This is a genomic window from Acidithiobacillus sp. AMEEHan (genome assembly GCF_030996345.1).
In the GTDB taxonomy this organism is placed as follows: domain Bacteria; phylum Pseudomonadota; class Gammaproteobacteria; order Acidithiobacillales; family Acidithiobacillaceae; genus Igneacidithiobacillus.
On sequence record NZ_CP118747.1, the window covers coordinates 1,685,590 to 1,703,664 of the forward strand.

Below are 18,075 nucleotides of genomic sequence, written 5' to 3' on the forward strand. Positions count from 1 at the left end.
CGCATCGGGGCGTGGCTCAGCCTGGTAGAGCGCCGCCTTCGGGAGGCGGATGTCGGAGGTTCGAATCCTCTCGCCCCGACCAACATCGACGCCTGCTTTATCGGCAGGCGTTTTTTTCGTAAGCGGAGGCCACAGGTCGGATGTGGAAATTTCTCATCCTGATCGCCATTGCTGCATATGGCGTGTGGCGCTGGCGCCGGGCAAGGCAACTGCAGCGAGGACAACCAGCGACGCAGGATTTGCGGCAATGCAGTCGTTGCGCGCGCTTCTTCCCAGTGCAGGCAAACACAGCCTGTAGCGATCCACACTGTCCACGTAAGCCATGAGTCGGGAACCCAATTCGCGCTTTCGATCCCTACCCGGCTGGCGCGCCGGCCTCCTGATTTTGCTCATCCTCGGCGGCCTGGCCTTGGTGTTGGGCCGCGATACGGAATTACAGTTCTTGCAGCGGCATCTGCTGCGTGGGCAGGGCGAGATGCGCTACGTGCAGGAGCGTCCCCTGCCAGCCCAGCGGGGTATCATTTATGCCGCCAACGGTCAGGCCCTGGCGGTCAATGTCCCGGCCGTCACCATCTGGGCCGATCCGCGAATCTTTCAGCAGCATCGCAAAGACTGGTCAGCCGTCGCCCAGGCTCTGCAGATTCCGGAAACTGAGCTGGAAGCCCGCCTACAGCGGGGTTCGGCGCAGTTTGCCTATCTTCTGCGCCAGGTGCATCCGCAGCTAGGCCAGGAACTGGAAAAGCTGCATGTACCTGGCATCTACGTCGAAAAAACCAGCCGTAGCTACTACCCTCTGGGCCCGGTAACGACTCCGCTCCTCGGTCTGGTGCACCTGGATCATCACGGTGCGGCGGGACTGGAACGCGGTTTTGACAGTTGGTTGCAGGGCAAGCCTGGGTTGGAAAAGGTGCTGGTGGATGGCAAGGGTGACATCCTGCGGGTGTTGCAGGCGCAGCCGGCGCAGAATGGTAATGATCTGCACCTCACCATTCAGCCGCAGATCCAGTACTGGGCCTATATGACCTTGCGCGCTGCCCAGAAGCACTTTGGCGCGGAAAACGGTTCGGCGGTGGTCATGAATGTGCACACCGGCCAAATTCTGGCTATGGTCAGCGTGCCGTCCTGCAATCCGAATACGCAAGACGGCTGCGCCAGTCCCGAAGATTACGTGAACGATGCAGTGCATCAAGCCTTTGAGCCGGGTTCGGTGATGAAACCCTTTGTCGTTGCCGCCGCGCTTGCTACTGGCAGCATCCGGCCCGATCAAAGCTTCAATGTATCGCATTGTCTGCCCATCGGGGGTTTCTGTCTGCGTGATGATGTCGTCCACCATGAACTCGATGTGGCCCACATTCTCAAATATTCGAGCGACATCGGCGCGGCCAAGATTGCCTTGCGCACCGCACCGGACGCCATCTACGACATGTACCGCAAGGCCGGCTTTGGTCAGGATCCGGACCTCGGTTTCGACGGCGGTACCAGTGGGGTCCTGCCGCCGCCCAACACCTGGGATGAGGCGCGCCATGCCACCATCGCCCTAGGCTATGGTGTATCCGTGACGACCCTGCAGCTGGCCGAGGGCTATGCCGCTATCGCTAATGGTGGCGTGCACGTGCAACCGGTCCTGATTGCTGGGCAACCCGCTCGCCGTGATCGCATCATGTCACCGGAGATCGCCCAGCACTTGCGCCAATGGCTGGAGGGCGTCTGCAGCGCCAATGGCACCGGTATTCTCGCCGCCATACCCGGCTATGCGGTAGGGGGCAAAACCGGTACCGCCAACCTCGCCAATGGCAAGGATGGTTTCCAGAAAAACAAGACCAATGCCACCTTTGTCGGTTTTGCTCCCGGTTTTGCTCCCGATCTGGTGATGGCGGTATCCTTGCGTGGCAGCACGCGCTACTGGAATTTTGGTGGCGTGGAATCGGCGCCGGTGTTTCGCGTGACCATGCACCATGCCCTGCAGCAACTGGGAATCGCACCGCGTTGGTGTGGTACGCATCCATGCGCCTCGGCTACTGGTCAGATCACACAGGCGCAGGCAGAGATCTGGGCGGAAGGAGGTGGAAATTGAAGCAGGGCATGGATAGGGCAGACCGCTGGGTGGTGGGCTTCCTGGCCGGTGGCGTGGCACTGATTCTGCTGGGGATTTTACTCGTCGCCCTGTTCACTCGCGTGCCGCTCTCGCACCTCGAAATCACCGCCCAGGGTGCGCAAATTCTGCGGCAGGCCGGTGTGCCGGTACAAGCAGCCCGCGACTGGCCCGGGGCCTATCGCGTCACACCGCAAGCCAGCGATGCCGCCTTTTCGTCGACCGCCACTCTGTATTTTCCCTCCGGTAAAACTGTCCAGTTGCCGCGTCGTGACGTATTGTTATGGGTCTATCGCGGTTGATGCCCATCCTGCGCGGTTTGGCGCAAATCGTGTTGGTGCTCCTCGCTGTGCTGCTGGGGCTGCTGGTCGACGTCTTGTTGTTGATCCCCGGTCTGTTGCTGGCGTACTTCATCACCGGGACCACCTGGCAGTGGGATGGCTGGGTACCCAGTCCCCAGCAGATCCCCACCCCATGGCTGGCGATGGGGCTCGCCGTATTTGCCACTCTGGTGCCGGCTGCTGTTGATTATCTGCTTCTCCGACTTCTGCGACTGCCCTGATCACGCGGTATTGCTAAGCTCTGCCTCCTTCGCTTCGAGCGCCTCCCAACGCCCATAGGCGGCCTCCAGCTCGGCGCTGATGCGCGCCGCTTCCGCCTGTAGGGCCATGGCTTTTTCGCTGCTTTGATAGGTCTCGGGCTGGCCCAACATTGCTGCCAGTTCCGTCTGTTCCTGCTCCAGGGCCTCGATCCGTGCCGGCAACTCGTCCAGTTCCTTGCGTTCGCGCATGCTCAGAGATCGGGGCCGCCGTGCTGCTCGCTGTGGCTTGGCCCCGCCCTGGTCTTTGGCTTTTTCGGCGTTGCTCGGGGTTTGTTGCGTCGCCTGCCAGGCGAGAAACTCCTGATGCCCGCCAGCGGTGTTCAGCCAGCGACCATTCCCCAGGCTGATGATGCTTTGGGTGACGACATGATCGAGAAAATCCCGGTCGTGAGAAACCAGCAGGACAGTGCCAGGAAAGGCCAACAGACGATCCTCCAGAACCTCCAGACTTTCCAGGTCGAGGTCGTTGGTGGGCTCGTCCAGGACCAGGATGTTGGCAGGCCTGGCAAAGAGACGGGCGAGAAGCAGACGGGCCCGTTCCCCGCCAGAAAGGCCCTTCACCAGACCACGGGCACGATCCGGCGCAAAGAGGAAATCTTGAAGGTAGCCTAGTACATGTCTGCGCTCACCGTCGACCTCGATGAAGTCATTGCCATCGGCAATCACATCGACGACCCGCGTCTCTGGGTCGAGCTGCTCGCGCAGCTGATCGAAATAAGCGATGGATTGCCGCGTGCCGAGACGAACGCTACCCGAGTCCGGCTGCAATTCTCCCAGCAAAAGGCGCAGCAGGGTGGTCTTGCCGGCGCCATTGGGGCCGATGATCCCCACCCGGTCACCCCGTTCGATGCGGGTGGAAAAGTTGCGCAGGATCTGCTGCTCGCCCAGACGCAAAGAAATGCTATCGAGTTCGGCGACGAGATTGCCCGAGCGCTCGGATTGCTGGATATGAATTTGCGCTTCGCCAATCCGGCCACGCCGGCTCTTGCGTTCCTCACGCAACTGTTCCAGGCGGCGCAATCGGCCCTGATTGCGTTTGGCGCGGGCCTTGACCCCCTGCCGCAGCCACGCCTCTTCACTCGCCAGTTGCTGTTCGAGGCGCCCAAGATCGGCTTCCTCGGCGGCGAGCAGCTCCTCCTTGCGCTGCTGATAGATGGAAAACCGGCCGGGAAAGCTGCGCAGCTTGCCGCGGTCGAGCTCGACGATGCGAGTAGACAGAGACTCCAGAAAGCGGCGGTCATGCGTCACGAAGAACAGGGTGCCGCGATAGCGTAACAGGGTTTTTTCCAGAGCCTCGATACCCGCCAGATCCATGTGATTGGTGGGTTCGTCCAGAAACAGTAGTTCTGCTCCGTGGATCAGGGTACTGGCGATGGCTACGCGCTTTTTCTGCCCCCCGGATAAACCCTGGATCTGGCGCTCACGCGGAAGTTCGAGGCTGTCGCAAAGCGCCTCGACCCGCGCCGGAAGGGTCCATCGTTCTGGTGCATCGTCGTGCAGGGCCTCACTGCCGGCGCTATCCTGGGGGCTGGCCAGCAGGTACTCAAAAACGGTCTGCTGCTCCGCAAGCTCGGGCTCCTGTGGCAAAAACGCGCGTCGCAGAGCGGGGTCAATCCATAACCTACCCCCGTCCAGCAAATATTGTCCGGCGAGTGCCGCAAGCAAGGTGGACTTGCCTTCACCATTACGGCCAATCAGACCGATGCGCTCGCCAGCTTCGGCGCGCAGATCGGCGTGGTCCAATAGTACCCTGCCGCCCCACTCAATGAGGGCATCATGCAACTCCAGAACGGGCAAGACGTTACCCTCCCTTTTTACCAGACCGACAGCCAAGCTTAGGGGAGGGCAATAGGCCCCGACAAGGGCCGGACGCCGTTCAGCTTACCAGACGCAGAGTCAGTGGGTAGCGGTAGGCCTCGCCACTGCTGGTCTTTACCGCCGCCAGAATGCAGAACACCAGATTAATGATGAGGAGAATCGGAAAAACCAACAGACCGATCAGTAACGAACTGAGAATCGTGGCAATCACGTAGCCAATCAGCATGGTGATCTGGAAATTCAAGGCTTCTTTCAGTTGGCCCAGCAGCCAGGCATTCGCCTCCTGCTTTTTTAGCAGATAGACAATCAACGAGGGAAGAAAACCAAAGAGGATACCACCCGCATGAACGAGCGTGGCAATGTTGCGATCTTCATTGGAATTTTCCGGCAAAGCGACGGCAGACTCAGACATGTGACGCTCCTTTGTGTAAGTTCTGAAAAATTATATTGTTGCTGAGAGTGCTTGTCTATCTCCTCGTATGGATCTCCAGGCGTTGGCTATCCAAACGGGTTCCGTTGGGGATTATGAAGAGGTTATCATCTGCATATGGTCAGCAAGATTTTCAGTCCAGCGCAAATCGCCTATCTGCAGCTGCTTGAGGTAGCCCTCCCGGAGGTCATGGAGGGGCAGTCGGTATCTCTGCAGCAGGATCTTCATTCGCCGCCGGCTGCCCGCTTGCCAGACATAGCAGCCGCGCCCCCCGTGAGGAGGATTGAGGACATCCCAGAGCTTTCTGCGGAGGATCCTTTGGCCAACGTCGACACAGGGCCGCAGTCGCCAGCAATCCAAGCGGTTGAAGCCGCGGCGTTCGTGGATTTACCACCCCCCCAGAGGATGGTCGGGTCGAACGCATCGCGCGTATGGACTGGTCCGTGCTCGAGGCCAGCATCCATGCCTGTCGCGCCTGTAGTCTGGGCGAAACACGAAAAAATGCCGTTGTTGGTGCGGGGACCCGGCCAAGTCCCTGGCTTTTTGTAGGGGAAGCGCCCGGGGCCGAGGAAGATCGCCGGGGCGAGGCATTCGTCGGACGTGGCGGTCAGCTTCTCGACGCCATGCTCGGGGCGATGGGACTGAGTCGGCGGGAGCAGGTCTACATCGCGAATGTTTTGAAATGCCGCCCGCCGCAGAATCGCGACCCTCTCGGACCCGAGGTGCGCTCTTGCTTGCCCTTTCTACAGCGCCAGATTGCCCTGCTGCAACCGCGCATCATCGTCGCTATGGGACGCTTCGCCGCGCAGAGTCTCCTGCAGAACGCCGAGCCCCTTGCCAGTCTGCGCGGGGTCGTACAACGCTATGGCGACATTCCCCTCATCGTCACCTATCACCCAGCCTATTTGCTGCGCAATCCGATTGAGAAACGGAAGGTCTGGGAAGACCTCAAACTGGCTTTGCAAACCTATGCAGACTTGCCACAGGGCAGCGATGCCAAAGCATCGGCCACGGAGTAGCTTGGCCGCCAGCCCAATTCCTTGTCGGCGCGCTGACAGTTCACGATCAAGGGGTATTGTAAGCCCAGCAGCCAGCCTGGATCCCCCAAGCGCCGGGTGAAGGGGCGCAGTCTTTGATGCAGCCAGTGTAGTTGCTGCGGGCTGATTGGAAGTTGCCACCGTCGAGGAATTTGTGACCAGGCCACAGGCTCGCGCGCGGCGATGTTGAAGGCCCCATGCGCGCGCCGTTCCCAGGCGGCTAGGATGGCGGCAGCGGCATCTTCCTCATGCAGACATTGAATCGGCAGGTCGGGATTGGGGAGCTGCAGGCCAATCGGTGAGCAGGCAATGGCATTCACCAGAGGCTGGGCATGTCGGCCGACGATGGCGTGCAGACGCAGCCGGCTGAGTCGCAATTCTGGATGACGCAGGCTATGTTCCTGCATCAGCGCTTCGATATCCGCCTTGTCTTCTGCATAGGCAAAGCCAGGTGGTGGGCGCAATGGCTGGTCCTCGCTCATGCTTTCCGGATTCTCCGGCCAGGCACCGTATGCCGCGACACTACTGCTGTATACAAAGCGTTCGACGCCGGCGGAGCTTGCCGCTTCGAGCAAACGCCGGGTGCCCTCGCGATTGATTGTGGCCATCTCTGCCCGCCAGCGGCGCTGCCAACCAATCCGTGGACTGAGTACGACAAAAGCGAGATGGATGATGCTGTCCACACCCGCCAGAATGGGTTGCCAGTCCACTGTACGCAAGTCATCTTGTCGCCATTGCAGGCGTGGGTGCCGCATCGTGGCGGGTCGGCGATCGAAGGCGATGATCTCGGCCCTGTCTGGATGCTCCAGCAGGCGCGGTAGCAGGACACTTGCCGTATGGCCCGCTGCCCCCGTAAGCAGGATACAGCTCATGCCGCGTCGGCGCGAGAGTCGTTCAGCGCGGGCAACACCTCTTTGGCCAACAACTCGAGGGAACGTCGGGTGACGGAGGAGGGGACCATTCCCGCGCCAACCGCTAAGAGCAGACGATCCACCCCGGCGCGGGCGTAGCGCGCCAATCCCTTACGGCACTGCTCCGGATTGCCTACTACCACCATCCCCATACTTTCCAGAAGTTTCAGGGTGAGCCCTCTACGCAGCAGGGGCTCGAGAAAGCCGAGGCGATGGTAGAATTCATAGCTCTCGCGCAATTGCGCCAAGACCGGCCGGGTTTGATCGAGTAGCCGCTGGTAATACCAGGTAAAGCCCTCGGCCAGCTGGCGCGCCTCTGCGGCATCCTCTAGGCAGAGGCAACCGATGGTCATGGCAAAGCGGGGGTTGAAGCCCGGTTTCTGGGCGTAGGCGCTGCCTTGTACCCCACGTCGATAGGCCTTGAGGTCCTGCTTGATGAGAAACCAGGGTTTGAAGGGGCCACTCAGCACCCCGATGCCTTCCTCCGCCGCCCATCGAAAGGTCTGTGGACTGACCGCCGCCACCCAGAGGGGCGGGTGGGGTTGCTGCACCGGCTTGGGAAGGATGTCGATGCCGTCGAGCTGGTAGAGCTTGCCCTGATGCTGCACCGGCCCGCTGCCGGCAGCGCGCAGAATCGCTAGGCCCTCCTGCAAATGGGCGCGGCTGTCGGCCATCTCGGCGCCAAAAATCGCATATTCCCGGGGCGAAAAGCCACGGCCAATGCCGACTTCGAGGCGGCCATTGCTGAGAATGTCCAGTGCAGCCACGCGCTCGGCTACTCGCACGGCATGGTTGTAGGGCAGAGCAATCACCGCATGCCCTAGGCGCAAGCGCTGGGTACGCTGGCTTGCGGCGGCAAGAAAGAGTTCTGGCGCGCTCGAGTGGGAGTATTCGCGCATGAAGTGGTGCTCCACCAGCCAGGCACCGTGAAAACCGAGCTGGTCCGCCAGTACGAGTTCGTCCAAGGTTTCGTGATAGACTTGCGCTTCGCTACGAGGGAGATGGTTGGGTACCGCCAATTCGTAGAAGAGATCCACCTGCATGATTCGGGAGACTCCATGTCTGCACATACGCCACGACAGGTTGCCGAGCGTCTGGAAATCGCCATCCTAACATCAGAGCAAATGCGCCTGCACTGGATCGATGAACACGACCAGACCCATTACATGACCATCGTCCTGCCCCTGGCCATCGAAGAAAGAGAAGCGGCAGACTACCTTCGTTGCAAGGTACTCGAAGACGACGCCGAGGTTCTCGTCCGCATCGACCTGATTCAGAATCTCCCCACGCCCACCAAGTAGGGCTCAGACAAAGTCGAGGGCTTCGCCGTCCCAGTCCGCCGCGCGCAGAATCGTCTGCCGGTAATAACGCAATTCCTCGATGGATTCGCGAATGTCACTCAGCGCCTCGTGGCGCTCGGATTTTTTGAAGCGTGGTAGCTTGGGATACCAACGCGCACTGAGTTCCTTGAGGGTAGAGACGTCGATGAGCCGATAGTGAAAGAAACGTTCGAGCCTCGGCATGTGCTGTGCCAGGAAGCGTCGATCCTGACAAACACTGTTGCCGCAGAGAGGGGAGGTCCCTGGGGTGACGTGGGCTTGCAAAAAGTCGAGGGTCTGGGATTCCACCGCAGCGAGGTCGAGGCGGCTAGTACGTACGCGCTCGATCAAGCCCGATGCCCCGTGGGTGCGTTGGTTCCAGTCATCCATGGCGCGTAGCACGGACTCGTCATGATGCACCGCCAAGACCGGTCCCTCACAGATCACCCGCAGATCGTTGTCCGTCACGATGCTGGCGATTTCCAAGATCTGATCCTGCTGGGGATGCAACCCCGTCATCTCGAGATCGATCCAGACCAGGCGTTGACTCTTGGGGTCCATGGGCTCTCCTCAGAAGTTCCTCGGCATGGTAGCATGGCAAAGCCCGAACAAAAAAAGACGGGCGAAGTGCCCGTCTAATAGCCGCAAAACAACCGCTACAAACTTTTGAGGTCGCCGGTCTCTGCCGGGTTGCCGTATGGGTCACGCTCCGCCTCGATCCGAGATTTGGGTACCGCCCCCCTCTTATTTCCTAGTATTGGCAGAGAATGTTTCCAGAATATTTCTGGTAGAGAGGGTGCTGCTGGCTACCCAATTCTGGATTTGCGGGCGCCCCGGCGCCATCGCCCTCGCCGTAAGAAGCACCGAGCTCAGGCCGTATAGTCCTCTGCGGTGCGGATGCTGTAGTGCAACGCCCTGATCCGGGTACGCACTCGGTCCAGGTGTTTGGGTGGGGACTTAGGGTTGGCTCGCTGATTTTAATCCGGGGAATATTAGGCTGTCCTAAATTTTTGAGCAGAGGTGGTTATGCTGCAGATACAGCATGTTGGCGCTGCTCTGTGTTGCGTTTGGCATTTGTAGTGCGCTAGTATGGTGAGGCATCATTTATGTTGTCCCTCTTAATCAAGAGAGCTGACACCTGCTTTTATGGCCGAACTTAACCCAAGAACCTACTTCTTCCGTCCGAGCCGCTCGGGGGATGCGGAACCAGTTCTCAATCCGGCGCTCGTCGCTGTTAATGCATTTCGTGGCATCGAGACGACATTGGCTCTTGATACAAATGTCCTGATTGCGATGGAGCGCGTCGTGAAGGAGGGAAATAAAAATTCGTTACTCAAAAAATATGGTCTTCATAATCTCGTTGGTCTGCTTGACCGTTGCCCACCTAAAAGCATTTGCCTATCGCCCGGAATGGCATTTGACGAAATGCCACCAGCGCTTGCGGAGAAGTCTCGCTGGAACTACGAGGCATTCTGCTCCAAGCACTTGCCATCATTTACTGACACCCCCAATTGCATTCATAAGACCTTTGTCGGGAAAGATAGCAACTACGGCTATCTCGATCTAGAGCCTGTCGCCCAAGCGTTTCTAGCAATTCCGTTTGTCGCCCTTCTTTACCTAAATATTGTCGACAAGCATTTTTCTGGGAGTCCAATCCAGAAGTTCAAAGAGTGTCTCCGTCGCCTTAGTGACGACCTCGATATGTTGAGCGCCAAGGAAATTGAAATTGCCAAGTACTGTTTCGCTGAACCGCCCGCCGCAGCTACAGAGACAATTCGACTTAGAAAGCTGCTTCGTGCTAATTTTCTTAAGACCAAAGATAACAAGGCCGTTTATACCTACGACGAAGCAATGGCAGTGGCATTCAATGGTGCTTGTGATCTTACGCTAATCAACTTCGCCAATGTGGCGCAAACCAAAGGTCTCGACGGAGTGCAACAAGATTGCCGGATAGCTACTCGTGACAAGAAGCTTTTCGAGTTTTCGAAAATCTCGCATTATCTCGATCTGGGTGGAGAGGCCGGAAAGTTTGCGGTAGCCACCATATTGCCGGAGAATGCCAACGACGGATACTGGCAAGAGGCAGCTGATGCACAACAGTCTCTCGGGTTAAGTCGGATGCCCCGCCATCTTACGAGAGAGATCGACGTGCTCTCTTATCCCGCAATCGCAAGAGTTGCAATTGATGAGGTGGCTCGTGTTTTCCAAAATGCATAACCCAGAAGTCGAGCGGACCTGCGCAAAAAGTCGCGCAAGGCCGTTGAATTCAGACGTTAGGCGTCGCTAGGAACCTTCATGCCAATCGGAAAGTCGATCCGCATCTATCTGGCCGATGCCACCGTTTCAGGTATCCGGTACGCGGAGGTGGTGAACTGGACAGGCCATGCCGTCGCGTGTCCCCGCAATAGATTGGGCGACCTCTCCGCCTGGCCAGAGACGGTCAAACCTGGTGTCTATTTCCTCTTTGAGGCTCGTCTAGGTGACACTAAGCCGCTTGCATACATCGGCGAGTCGGAGAACGTAGTCGGCCGTCTCACGAGTCACGATCGAGAGAAGGATTTCTGGAACGAGGCTGTGCTTTTCACCAGCAAAGACGAGAACCTCACAAAAGCACACGTCAAGTTCCTTGAGGCCACCTTAGTGGGCCTCGCAAGGCAGGCTGACCGATACGACTTGGAGAATGGAAACACACCCCCCGAGTCAAGTCTTCCTCGAGCGGACCGGGACGCGATGGCGGAGTTCACCGAGAACATCCGCATGGTTCTCGGTACGCTCGGCTACCCGATACTCGAGCCACTCATTAGGCAAAGCGTTAGGCCATCCCGGCCAGAGGCGACCACGCCGCCAAACTCGGCCCCCAATCCTGGCTTGCTTGACCTCGTCTTCAGGGTCAACAACCTGGTTGCCCATGGCACGGTGACAGATGAAGGGTTTGTCCTCAAGAAGGGTTCGCAAGTCTCGCGCAACAACACCGATAGTGCCGCGGCCCGTGTCGTCAAGACCAAAGAACAACTGCTTGCGGACGGTCGACTCAAGTCAGAGGGCGACCACTTGGTACTACAGGAGGACTTCCTCCTCAGTTCATCAAGCTACGCTGCGGTGCTCGTAGCGGGCACTTCTAGGAGCGGACCTCAAAGCTGGCTTACCGCGGACGGCCGAACTCTAAAGGCAATCGAGGACGCCGCGATTGGCGACGCCTAACCCTTCGTGGCACCCGATGTGCCGCAAGCAGCTTCGCCGCTTGCGGCACATCGGGTGAACTCAAACGTTGGGCATCATGAGCACGAACCCACAGGTCACATTCCAAACTGACTTTTTCCAACCTATCCCCGGGGAGGAGGAAGAAACAAACCCCGGGCGCTATGGTAAGGCGCTCGCTCATTGGCTTGCCGAAAGCCTCAAAGAGCGCGGTGTCCCCGTTGAAGGAGTCATCCCGGAAGACTTTGGCTGGGTGGTCATGGTGTCTCGCAAGCCATTCATGCTTTGGCTTGGTTGCGGCAACATCGACGGTAGCACTACTGAATGGAGTGTGTTTCCCGTCGCCGAGACTTCAACGCTTCAGCGCCTCTTTAAGTGCGTCGATCCCGCGCCGGAAATTGAGAATCTGAAGGTTCATTTGTCCGAACTGGTGCCATCCATTCCTGGAGTATCTAATGTCGTCTGGGAGTAAATGCTGCCCAACCCTACAGTCAACCGGACCTGTGCGAAAAGCCGCGCAGTCTGGTTACTTTGAACGTTGGACCTCCGAAAGCGCAGGTTGATGTAACGTACGTTAGTGCGTACCATTAGATTCGTCTCATTCGGAGAACGAAGATGGCTACCCTCACTGCAAGCGAAGCGCGCGCCAACCTCTATCGGCTCATTGATCAGGTCGCAGAGTCACATCAGCCAGTTTGTATCGCCGGAAAGCGGACAAGTGCTGTCCTTGTCTCCACTGAAGATTGGGAGGCAATCCAGGAAACGCTATACCTCCTTTCCATCCCGGGCATGCGTGAGTCTATTAAGGAGGGCATGGCTGAGCCCCTTAGCAAGAGCAGCAAAGGGCTCGAGTGGTGAGTTGGCAGGTGGTCTATTCGAGACACGCGCAGAAAGATGCGAAGAAACTTGCGGCTGCGGGCCTGAAGAACAAAGCACTAGAACTCTTGGCTGTTCTCGCCGCCGACCCGTTTCAGAACCCTCCACCATATGAGAAGCTTGTAGGCGACCTTGCTGGCGCGTATTCCCGACGCATCAACATTCAGCACCGTTTGGTGTATGAAGTCTTTCCAAAGGAGCGCGTGGTTCGTGTGTTGCGTATGTGGACGCACTATGCGTGAAAGAGGACCAACCCTTCGTTGCTGGGGACGTTGCGCCTCGCAAACCGTAAATGGGCAATAACGCCATGATTGCATAGCAGTATCCGATTGGATACGCTTGGTTGCATGAACACCTTCCAGCGCTCGGACGAATTCGATTCTTGGCTAGCGACACTGTAAAGACAAATTGGGTCGTGCCCGCATCGCTTACCGCATCCGGTCTGCCGAGCACGGCAATTTCGGCGACTGTGAGCCTGTTGGCGAAGGGGTCTCAGAGATGCGGATTCATGTCGGCCCTGGTTACCGAGTCTATTTCACCCGTCGCGGAGAGGTGATCTATCTGCTTCTGTTGGGCGGCGACAAGTCGCTGCAGAAGCGTGACATAAAACGCGCCATTGAGATGGCACGGGCTTTGGATAAGGAGTGAACCGTGGCTAAATTTGCCCCCTTCGATGCTGCCGATTACCTCGACGATGAAGAGACCATCGCTGAATACATAACCGCTGCACTGGAAGATCCCAATCCCGATGTATTTCTCACTGCGGTGCGTGATGTGGCGCGCGCTCGTGGTATGGCACAACTCGCGAGAGATTCCGGGCTTGGCCGTGAGAGTCTCTACAAAGCTCTTACGCCCGGCGCTAAGCCACGCTACGACACAATGCTCAAGCTATTACATGCTCTTGGCGTAAAGCTCTCGGCTTCCCCCCTCCATTTATGAGAATTCACGGTCCTCCACTGTGATGCCCAACCGTTCTTTGCAGGGGACGTTCCGTCATCGCCAGGAATAGTACGCTCAGGACAAAAAAAGACGGGCAGGATGCCCGTCTAATAGCCGCAAAACAACCGCTACAAACTGTTGAGGTCACCGGTCTTGGCCGGGTATCCGTATACGTTACGCTCCGTCTCGATCTGAGGTTTGGGTACCGTCCCTCGTTGATCCGTATTCTGGGGCGAGAATGTTTCGAGAATATTTCTTGTTGTAGAGTTATGCTTTCGTTGGCAAAGTGTCGGGAATGAGCCTACCAGGCGGGCGTGTGCCTACAGCCAAAGTCCCCTAGCCGTTGCGTACCTGGTGGATTGTTTCGTTACTTTGTTTCAATATTGTTTCGGGCTCTTGGGGATGAAGTGACGCATGGCGGTGGTACTCATCGTGGACGATGATTTGCGTTTGTCGCAGATGCTCAAAGGCTATCTGGAGAAGGAAGGCTTTGGCGTGTTGTTGGCGGCAAACGGTCGTGAAATGTGGCAGCAGCTGCAGGCGGGCGCTGTCGATGTCATCGTCCTCGACTGGATGCTCCCGGGTGGCAAGGACGGAATTGCCCTGGTCAAAGAGCTGCGCAGCAAGAACGCCCCGCCGGTGCTGATGCTCTCGGCACGAGGGGATGATGATGACCGTATCAGTGGCCTGGAGAGCGGAGTCGATGACTACCTCGCCAAACCCTTCAATGCACGGGAACTGGTGGCTCGGCTGCGTGCCTTGTTGCGGCGCCAGGGGGGCGAGGAGCCCAGCTCCAGCCTGTTGTTTGGGCGATTTCGACTCGATTTTGCCAAGCGGCGATTGTTCGCCGATGGACAAGAGCTCGACCTCAACCCGGCGGAAATTGAACTCTTACTGGTCTTTGCCCAGCGCCCTCGCCGAATTCTCAGTCGCGATACCCTGCTGCAGATTCTTGGGGGGGAGGAAGAAGGGCGCTTTGATCGCAGTATCGATGTGCGAGTCACCCGCTTGCGCAAGATCATCGAAGACAATCCCAGGCAGCCACGCTTTTTGCTTACCGAACGGGGAGTCGGCTACCGTTTCGAACCCGGTCAGGTAGCCTCGTAGCCCAGATCCTGACTACTGATACGCTGTTCCCACAGGCTGCGCCCGCGGACGTCCTTGCAGCGCACCAGCAGATGACGTTCGCGCCCAATGCCACGGAAGTGGAGGGAGCAGTAGTTCCGTTGCTCAACCAGGGTACCGGGCACGCGGTAGGGATTGTGGTCACCCTTTGCGGGTCCAGAATTGAGTGGAGAACTGGTAATTTCCCAGAGTGGGTAGTCGTGCTTGCCGCTGTAGCGCGGGCGTGGGCGGCGCATGAGCTCGGAAATATGACGATCGCCTGACAAAAAAATCACCCCGCGGATTTGATTGTCTGCCAGCCAGTCAAGGAACTCCTGCCGTTCCTCCGGGTACAGGTTCCAGCCCTCATAGGCGTCATCATCATTCAGCATTTGCCCGCCCGCCGCAATGAATTTGAATCGGGCATGAGAGTTCAACAACGCATTTTTCAGCCAATCCAGTTGTGCCTTGCCAAACATGACCTTGCCGCGGGATTCTGGAGCGGCATCGGCATCCCGATACCAGCGATCATCAAGCAAGAAGAAATCGGCATCGTAGACCGATTGCTGGGTGAATATGCCGGGCGTGCCGGGTAGGCCAAAGCTGGGGTTGGGCCAATAAGACTGGAAGAGTCGCAGTGCCGCCTCCTTGAACACGAAACTGCTGTCGCTGTCATTGGGGCCATAGTCGTGGTCGTCCCAGATAGCGATCTGCGGCGTGCTGTTCAGAAACCGCTGTAGCGGCGCGAAAGCACGATCAGACCAGTAGCGCAGCGCCATCCCCGCAGGGCTGGCGAAGTCGGCTTCGCGAAAATACAGGTTGTCGCCGAGCCAGACCATCAGGTCTGCTTGTTCCTGCCGCATGGGTTCGTAGATTTCATAGCCTCCGCCATAGGGTTTCCCCGGACGATCATAGCGCGGGTCGTTGATATAGGCGCAGGATCCGGTCAAGACCTTGAAATCCGGCGGTGGGGCGCGGAACGTCCAGAGACTTGGGGTACGCAGGAGGGGCCCTGCACTGGGCAAGGCCTGATCATTGAGGAGGACCTGGGTCTGATAGCGGGTATCTGGCTGAAGCTCGTCCAGGACGATATTCGCGGCATAGAAATTCCCCGCGTCGGTCTGCACCGTTTCACTGTGCTGCATCGATCCCTTGCCACCCTGCGCCTGATAGCGGATCTGCACTTTGGCGGGTCCGAGGGTTTGCAACCAGATGGTCGCCGAGCGATAGGCCGGACAGCCGACCATCGGGCCGGCATGGAGACTGGTGGCCGAAGCCGGAAGATTCATGGCCCAAAGCGACTTGGGAAGCATCCCTGCGCCACCGAGTACGAGGCCGCTGCGCAGGAAATCGCGACGTTGCATCTGACTTTTCATGGTTGCCTCTGTCTATTGGTCAGTCATTGTCGTGGAGGACGAACTCTACCCAAAGCTCCAACTGAAAGCGTTTGCCTTTGAGTTCTGCAGGAACGGGAGGCAGACGTGCGTCGCGCACGGCGCTTAGGGCAGCGCTATTGAAAGAGTCCATGCTGCCTTTCTGTAATATGTGGAGACTGGTGATTACCCCATCCTGCAGGGTGAACTCCACCTGTACCCGCCCGCCCTGGCCGAGCATGCGCGCTGCATCCGGAAAGTGCACGGCGGCCTGGATGGCGCCCTTGACTTGGGCCAGATAATCCGCTTTGACTGCAGGATTGGCTGGTGCCGGTGGAGGCGGCGCAGGCTTGACCGGTGGTGCCGGGGGCGCCTGTACCGGGCTGGGCAAAGGGCTGGGCGGCAAAACCTCGCGGACCGGCGTTGGTGTCGGGCGAGGTGCTGGACGCGGGAGTGGACGCGGCTGGGGTTTGGGCGTCGGCTTGGGCGCGGGCTTCGGAAGCGTCGGCACGGGTGGTTTGGGTGCCGGCGGCGTCGGTTTAGGAGGCTCCTCTTTCACCAGCTGCAGTTGCATGGGGGGTAAAGCCGGCGGTGGTGTCCGCTGTTGCGCACTTTCCCAGGCACTCAAACCGATGAGAACGGCTTCCGCTACCGCCGCCAATAGCAGAGCGCGGCCCGCTGTGGGTCGCGGGCTTTGCGCCTTGATCAGATCACCAAGACCGCGCAGGTCCGTGCTCATGCGCTGCCCACTCCCCCGACCTTGGATGCAAGGCCGATTGCTGTCACGCCGGCACTACGGCAGGCATCCATGACCTTGACCAGTGCCTGAATGTCCGCCGTTTTGTCAGCGGCGATGGTCACCTGGGTTTCGCCCGGTTGATGGTTATGCAGGTAATCGCTCAGAGCGCTCAGCGTCATAGACTTGCCATCTACTTCGATGTGACCATCGGGATACAGGTTCACCACTACTTTGGGTTTGGGCAGCGTTTGTGCCGTGCTGGAGCCTGGCATATTCGCGGGCAGTCCCTGATCGGGAATTATGTGGATCGTGATCATGATGAAGAAAATTAACAGAAACAGCATGATATCGATCATAGGGATGATTTCCACCCGACCTTTCTTTACTTCCAGATATTGCATGACGCTCAGGCCTCCTGCGCCGCGTAGTAGACGGGCTTTGCCGAACTCGTGCCGAGTTCATGCTGCTCCAATCCTTCCAGGCGATTGACGAGCATGGTCCGCAGGGTTTCCATCTGATGCACTACCAGGCGCATGCGGTTGTGCAAGCCGTTGAAGGTGACCAGGCCGATGATAGCAATGACCAGACCGGCTGCCGTCGCCAAAAGCGCCTCGGCAACATTGCCGGTGATGGCAGTGGGATGGCTGCTGACACTGTCGAGCACCTGAAAAGCATGGAACATGCCGACAATGGTCCCCAAAAGACCGAGCAGCGGCGCCAAGGTGACGGTGGTGTCGAGAATCCACAAACCGCGATCGAGGGTGGGAACCTGGCGCATGACCACTTCCTGCAGAATCTCCGCCATGCGGCCGCTGTCGCGGATGTTCGGATAGCGTAAAGGCACTTCCAGCAAGGCTCTGAAGGGTGCTGGCGTGCTCTCGGCAAGAGGGCGCAGGTTATGGGCGTTCAGATCCGGTAACTGATCGAGACTCTGCGCCGACTGTTCGCCCAGATGGGTCATGCGGTTCAGAAACAGAAAGCGCTCGAAGCTCACCCAGAGAACGATGAGCAGGAGAATGGGCATAAGGAAAAGAATCCCGCCGGATTCGGCGGCAATCTTGAATAGCTCTGCAAAATTCATGGTGAGAAATCCTCAAAGGAAAAGGCCGCCGAAGCGGCCCGGATCAGAGATCAGAAAGTGGCGTCCACCGTGGCGTAGACGTTGAAAGGCAGGTTCAGCTTTTGATACGGATTGCTGCTGCTGCCGGAGTAGTACTGAATGAAGCGTCGATCGAACAGATTGTTGAGGTTGAGAGAAGCGGTGACTTTCTTGAAACCGAGGCGTTCTCCCAATGGCGCGTTTTCGAAGGTATAGCGCAAGCTCATGTTGCTATAAAAACGACTACCTAACGGTAGGAATTTACTACCTAGGAGGTAGTAGGAGTTACCCATTTCATGGAAGGAAATCGTGCCGCGAAAACCGTGGTAGCGCCCAATGAAACCGACGGATTCCGTGTGGTGCGGCGCATAGGGAAAGGGTTGATTGGCCGAGGTCAAGCGCGCGTCGAGAATGCCAACATTGGCGTAAGCACTGAACATATCATTTAGGACGACATTGTTCTGCCAGGAAATACCCTGGTTAATGGCTTTGCCAGCATTGGCAAGTACCGTTTGGTTGAACGATCCAACCTGGTTCTT

At 58.2% G+C, this 18,075-nt stretch carries 23 protein-coding genes and 1 tRNA gene; 14 read left to right on the forward strand and 10 right to left on the reverse strand.

Annotated elements, in window-relative coordinates; all coding sequences use genetic code 11:
• Nucleotides 1-5: 5 nt before the first annotated feature.
• The 4 genes from ORD17_RS08740 (at nucleotide 6) to ORD17_RS08755 (ending at nucleotide 2,654) form a co-directional block, all read left to right on the forward strand.
• A tRNA-Pro gene (locus tag ORD17_RS08740) sits at nucleotides 6-82 on the forward strand.
• Nucleotides 83-322: 240 nt separating this feature from the next.
• Entirely contained in the window at nucleotides 323-2,074 is a 1,752-nt protein-coding gene (locus tag ORD17_RS08745; protein ID WP_308387997.1) for a penicillin-binding protein 2, read from the forward strand.
• A gap of 8 nt (nucleotides 2,075-2,082) precedes the next feature.
• Nucleotides 2,083-2,394, forward strand: coding sequence for a hypothetical protein (locus ORD17_RS08750; protein ID WP_308387998.1), 312 nt, complete (start codon nucleotides 2,083-2,085; stop codon nucleotides 2,392-2,394).
• A complete protein-coding gene (locus ORD17_RS08755; RefSeq protein ID WP_308387999.1) occupies nucleotides 2,394-2,654 on the forward strand; it encodes a hypothetical protein in 261 nt (86 codons plus the stop codon). Before ORD17_RS08750 ends, ORD17_RS08755 begins: the two co-directional genes overlap by 1 nt.
• Here the strand turns inward: ORD17_RS08755 and ORD17_RS08760 are convergent, their stop codons facing one another.
• Together ORD17_RS08760 and ORD17_RS08765 are read right to left on the reverse strand one after the other, a co-directional pair.
• Nucleotides 2,655-4,490, reverse strand: coding sequence for an ATP-binding cassette domain-containing protein (locus tag ORD17_RS08760; protein ID WP_308388001.1), 1,836 nt, complete (start codon nucleotides 4,488-4,490; stop codon nucleotides 2,655-2,657).
• A 79-nt stretch (nucleotides 4,491-4,569) separates the two neighbouring features.
• Nucleotides 4,570-4,923: a DUF4870 domain-containing protein gene (locus tag ORD17_RS08765; protein ID WP_308388003.1), complete on the reverse strand. Its 354-nt coding sequence runs from the start codon at nucleotides 4,921-4,923 to the stop codon at nucleotides 4,570-4,572.
• A gap of 449 nt (nucleotides 4,924-5,372) precedes the next feature.
• On the opposite strand from ORD17_RS08765, the gene ORD17_RS08770 reads away from it, so the two are divergent.
• A complete protein-coding gene (locus tag ORD17_RS08770; protein ID WP_308388005.1) occupies nucleotides 5,373-5,960 on the forward strand; it encodes a uracil-DNA glycosylase in 588 nt (195 codons plus the stop codon).
• Here the strand turns inward: ORD17_RS08770 and ORD17_RS08775 are convergent.
• A complete protein-coding gene (locus tag ORD17_RS08775; RefSeq protein WP_308388007.1) occupies nucleotides 5,909-6,850 on the reverse strand; it encodes an NAD-dependent epimerase/dehydratase family protein in 942 nt (313 codons plus the stop codon). The genes ORD17_RS08770 and ORD17_RS08775 overlap by 52 nt on opposite strands.
• Nucleotides 6,847-7,932, reverse strand: coding sequence for an LLM class flavin-dependent oxidoreductase (locus ORD17_RS08780; RefSeq protein ID WP_308388008.1), 1,086 nt, complete (start codon nucleotides 7,930-7,932; stop codon nucleotides 6,847-6,849). Before ORD17_RS08780 ends, ORD17_RS08775 begins: the two co-directional genes overlap by 4 nt.
• Before the next feature lie 15 nt (nucleotides 7,933-7,947).
• Here ORD17_RS08780 and ORD17_RS08785 point away from each other — a divergent pair, with 15 nt between their 5' ends.
• Nucleotides 7,948-8,190, forward strand: a complete 243-nt coding sequence (locus ORD17_RS08785) for a hypothetical protein (RefSeq protein ID WP_308388009.1) — start codon at nucleotides 7,948-7,950, stop codon at nucleotides 8,188-8,190.
• Nucleotides 8,191-8,193: 3 nt separating this feature from the next.
• Here ORD17_RS08785 and orn read toward each other — a convergent pair whose 3' ends face one another.
• On the reverse strand, nucleotides 8,194-8,769 hold the full coding sequence (gene orn, locus ORD17_RS08790) for an oligoribonuclease (protein WP_308388010.1): 576 nt from the start codon (nucleotides 8,767-8,769) through the stop codon (nucleotides 8,194-8,196).
• A gap of 585 nt (nucleotides 8,770-9,354) precedes the next feature.
• On the opposite strand from orn, the gene ORD17_RS08795 reads away from it, so the two are divergent.
• The 8 genes from ORD17_RS08795 (at nucleotide 9,355) to ORD17_RS08830 (ending at nucleotide 14,328) form a co-directional block, all read left to right on the forward strand.
• A complete protein-coding gene (locus ORD17_RS08795) occupies nucleotides 9,355-10,425 on the forward strand; it encodes a hypothetical protein (protein ID WP_308388011.1) in 1,071 nt (356 codons plus the stop codon).
• Between the two features lie 78 nt (nucleotides 10,426-10,503).
• The gene (locus ORD17_RS08800) at nucleotides 10,504-11,409 is read left to right on the forward strand and encodes a GIY-YIG nuclease family protein (protein ID WP_308388013.1); all 906 of its coding nucleotides are present in this window, start codon (nucleotides 10,504-10,506) and stop codon (nucleotides 11,407-11,409) included.
• Between the two features lie 76 nt (nucleotides 11,410-11,485).
• Nucleotides 11,486-11,878, forward strand: coding sequence for a hypothetical protein (locus ORD17_RS08805; RefSeq protein WP_308388014.1), 393 nt, complete (start codon nucleotides 11,486-11,488; stop codon nucleotides 11,876-11,878).
• Nucleotides 11,879-12,021: 143 nt separating this feature from the next.
• Nucleotides 12,022-12,264: a type II toxin-antitoxin system Phd/YefM family antitoxin gene (locus tag ORD17_RS08810; RefSeq protein ID WP_308388015.1), complete on the forward strand. Its 243-nt coding sequence runs from the start codon at nucleotides 12,022-12,024 to the stop codon at nucleotides 12,262-12,264.
• Nucleotides 12,261-12,524: a Txe/YoeB family addiction module toxin gene (locus ORD17_RS08815; protein ID WP_308388016.1), complete on the forward strand. Its 264-nt coding sequence runs from the start codon at nucleotides 12,261-12,263 to the stop codon at nucleotides 12,522-12,524. The genes ORD17_RS08810 and ORD17_RS08815 overlap by 4 nt, the downstream gene beginning before the upstream one ends.
• A gap of 166 nt (nucleotides 12,525-12,690) precedes the next feature.
• Nucleotides 12,691-12,930, forward strand: coding sequence for a type II toxin-antitoxin system RelE/ParE family toxin (locus tag ORD17_RS08820; protein WP_308388017.1), 240 nt, complete (start codon nucleotides 12,691-12,693; stop codon nucleotides 12,928-12,930).
• A gap of 3 nt (nucleotides 12,931-12,933) precedes the next feature.
• Complete coding sequence (locus tag ORD17_RS08825) at nucleotides 12,934-13,221, forward strand: addiction module antidote protein (protein ID WP_308388019.1); 288 nt, start codon at nucleotides 12,934-12,936, stop codon at nucleotides 13,219-13,221.
• Nucleotides 13,222-13,635: 414 nt separating this feature from the next.
• Entirely contained in the window at nucleotides 13,636-14,328 is a 693-nt protein-coding gene (locus ORD17_RS08830) for a response regulator (protein WP_308388020.1), read from the forward strand.
• Here the strand turns inward: ORD17_RS08830 and ORD17_RS08835 are convergent.
• The 5 genes from ORD17_RS08835 to ORD17_RS08855 are packed head-to-tail and all read right to left on the reverse strand — an operon-like array spanning nucleotide 14,313 to nucleotide 17,976.
• On the reverse strand, nucleotides 14,313-15,701 hold the full coding sequence (locus ORD17_RS08835) for an alkaline phosphatase D family protein (RefSeq protein WP_308388022.1): 1,389 nt from the start codon (nucleotides 15,699-15,701) through the stop codon (nucleotides 14,313-14,315). The genes ORD17_RS08830 and ORD17_RS08835 overlap by 16 nt on opposite strands.
• A gap of 19 nt (nucleotides 15,702-15,720) precedes the next feature.
• Entirely contained in the window at nucleotides 15,721-16,437 is a 717-nt protein-coding gene (locus ORD17_RS08840) for an energy transducer TonB (protein ID WP_308388024.1), read from the reverse strand.
• Nucleotides 16,434-16,838, reverse strand: a complete 405-nt coding sequence (locus tag ORD17_RS08845) for a biopolymer transporter ExbD (protein WP_308388026.1) — start codon at nucleotides 16,836-16,838, stop codon at nucleotides 16,434-16,436. Before ORD17_RS08845 ends, ORD17_RS08840 begins: the two co-directional genes overlap by 4 nt.
• A gap of 5 nt (nucleotides 16,839-16,843) precedes the next feature.
• Nucleotides 16,844-17,518, reverse strand: a complete 675-nt coding sequence (locus ORD17_RS08850; protein WP_308388028.1) for a MotA/TolQ/ExbB proton channel family protein — start codon at nucleotides 17,516-17,518, stop codon at nucleotides 16,844-16,846.
• Nucleotides 17,519-17,568: 50 nt separating this feature from the next.
• Nucleotides 17,569-17,976, reverse strand: coding sequence for a hypothetical protein (locus ORD17_RS08855; RefSeq protein ID WP_374693367.1), 408 nt, complete (start codon nucleotides 17,974-17,976; stop codon nucleotides 17,569-17,571).
• Between the last annotated feature and the right edge of the window lie 99 nt (nucleotides 17,977-18,075).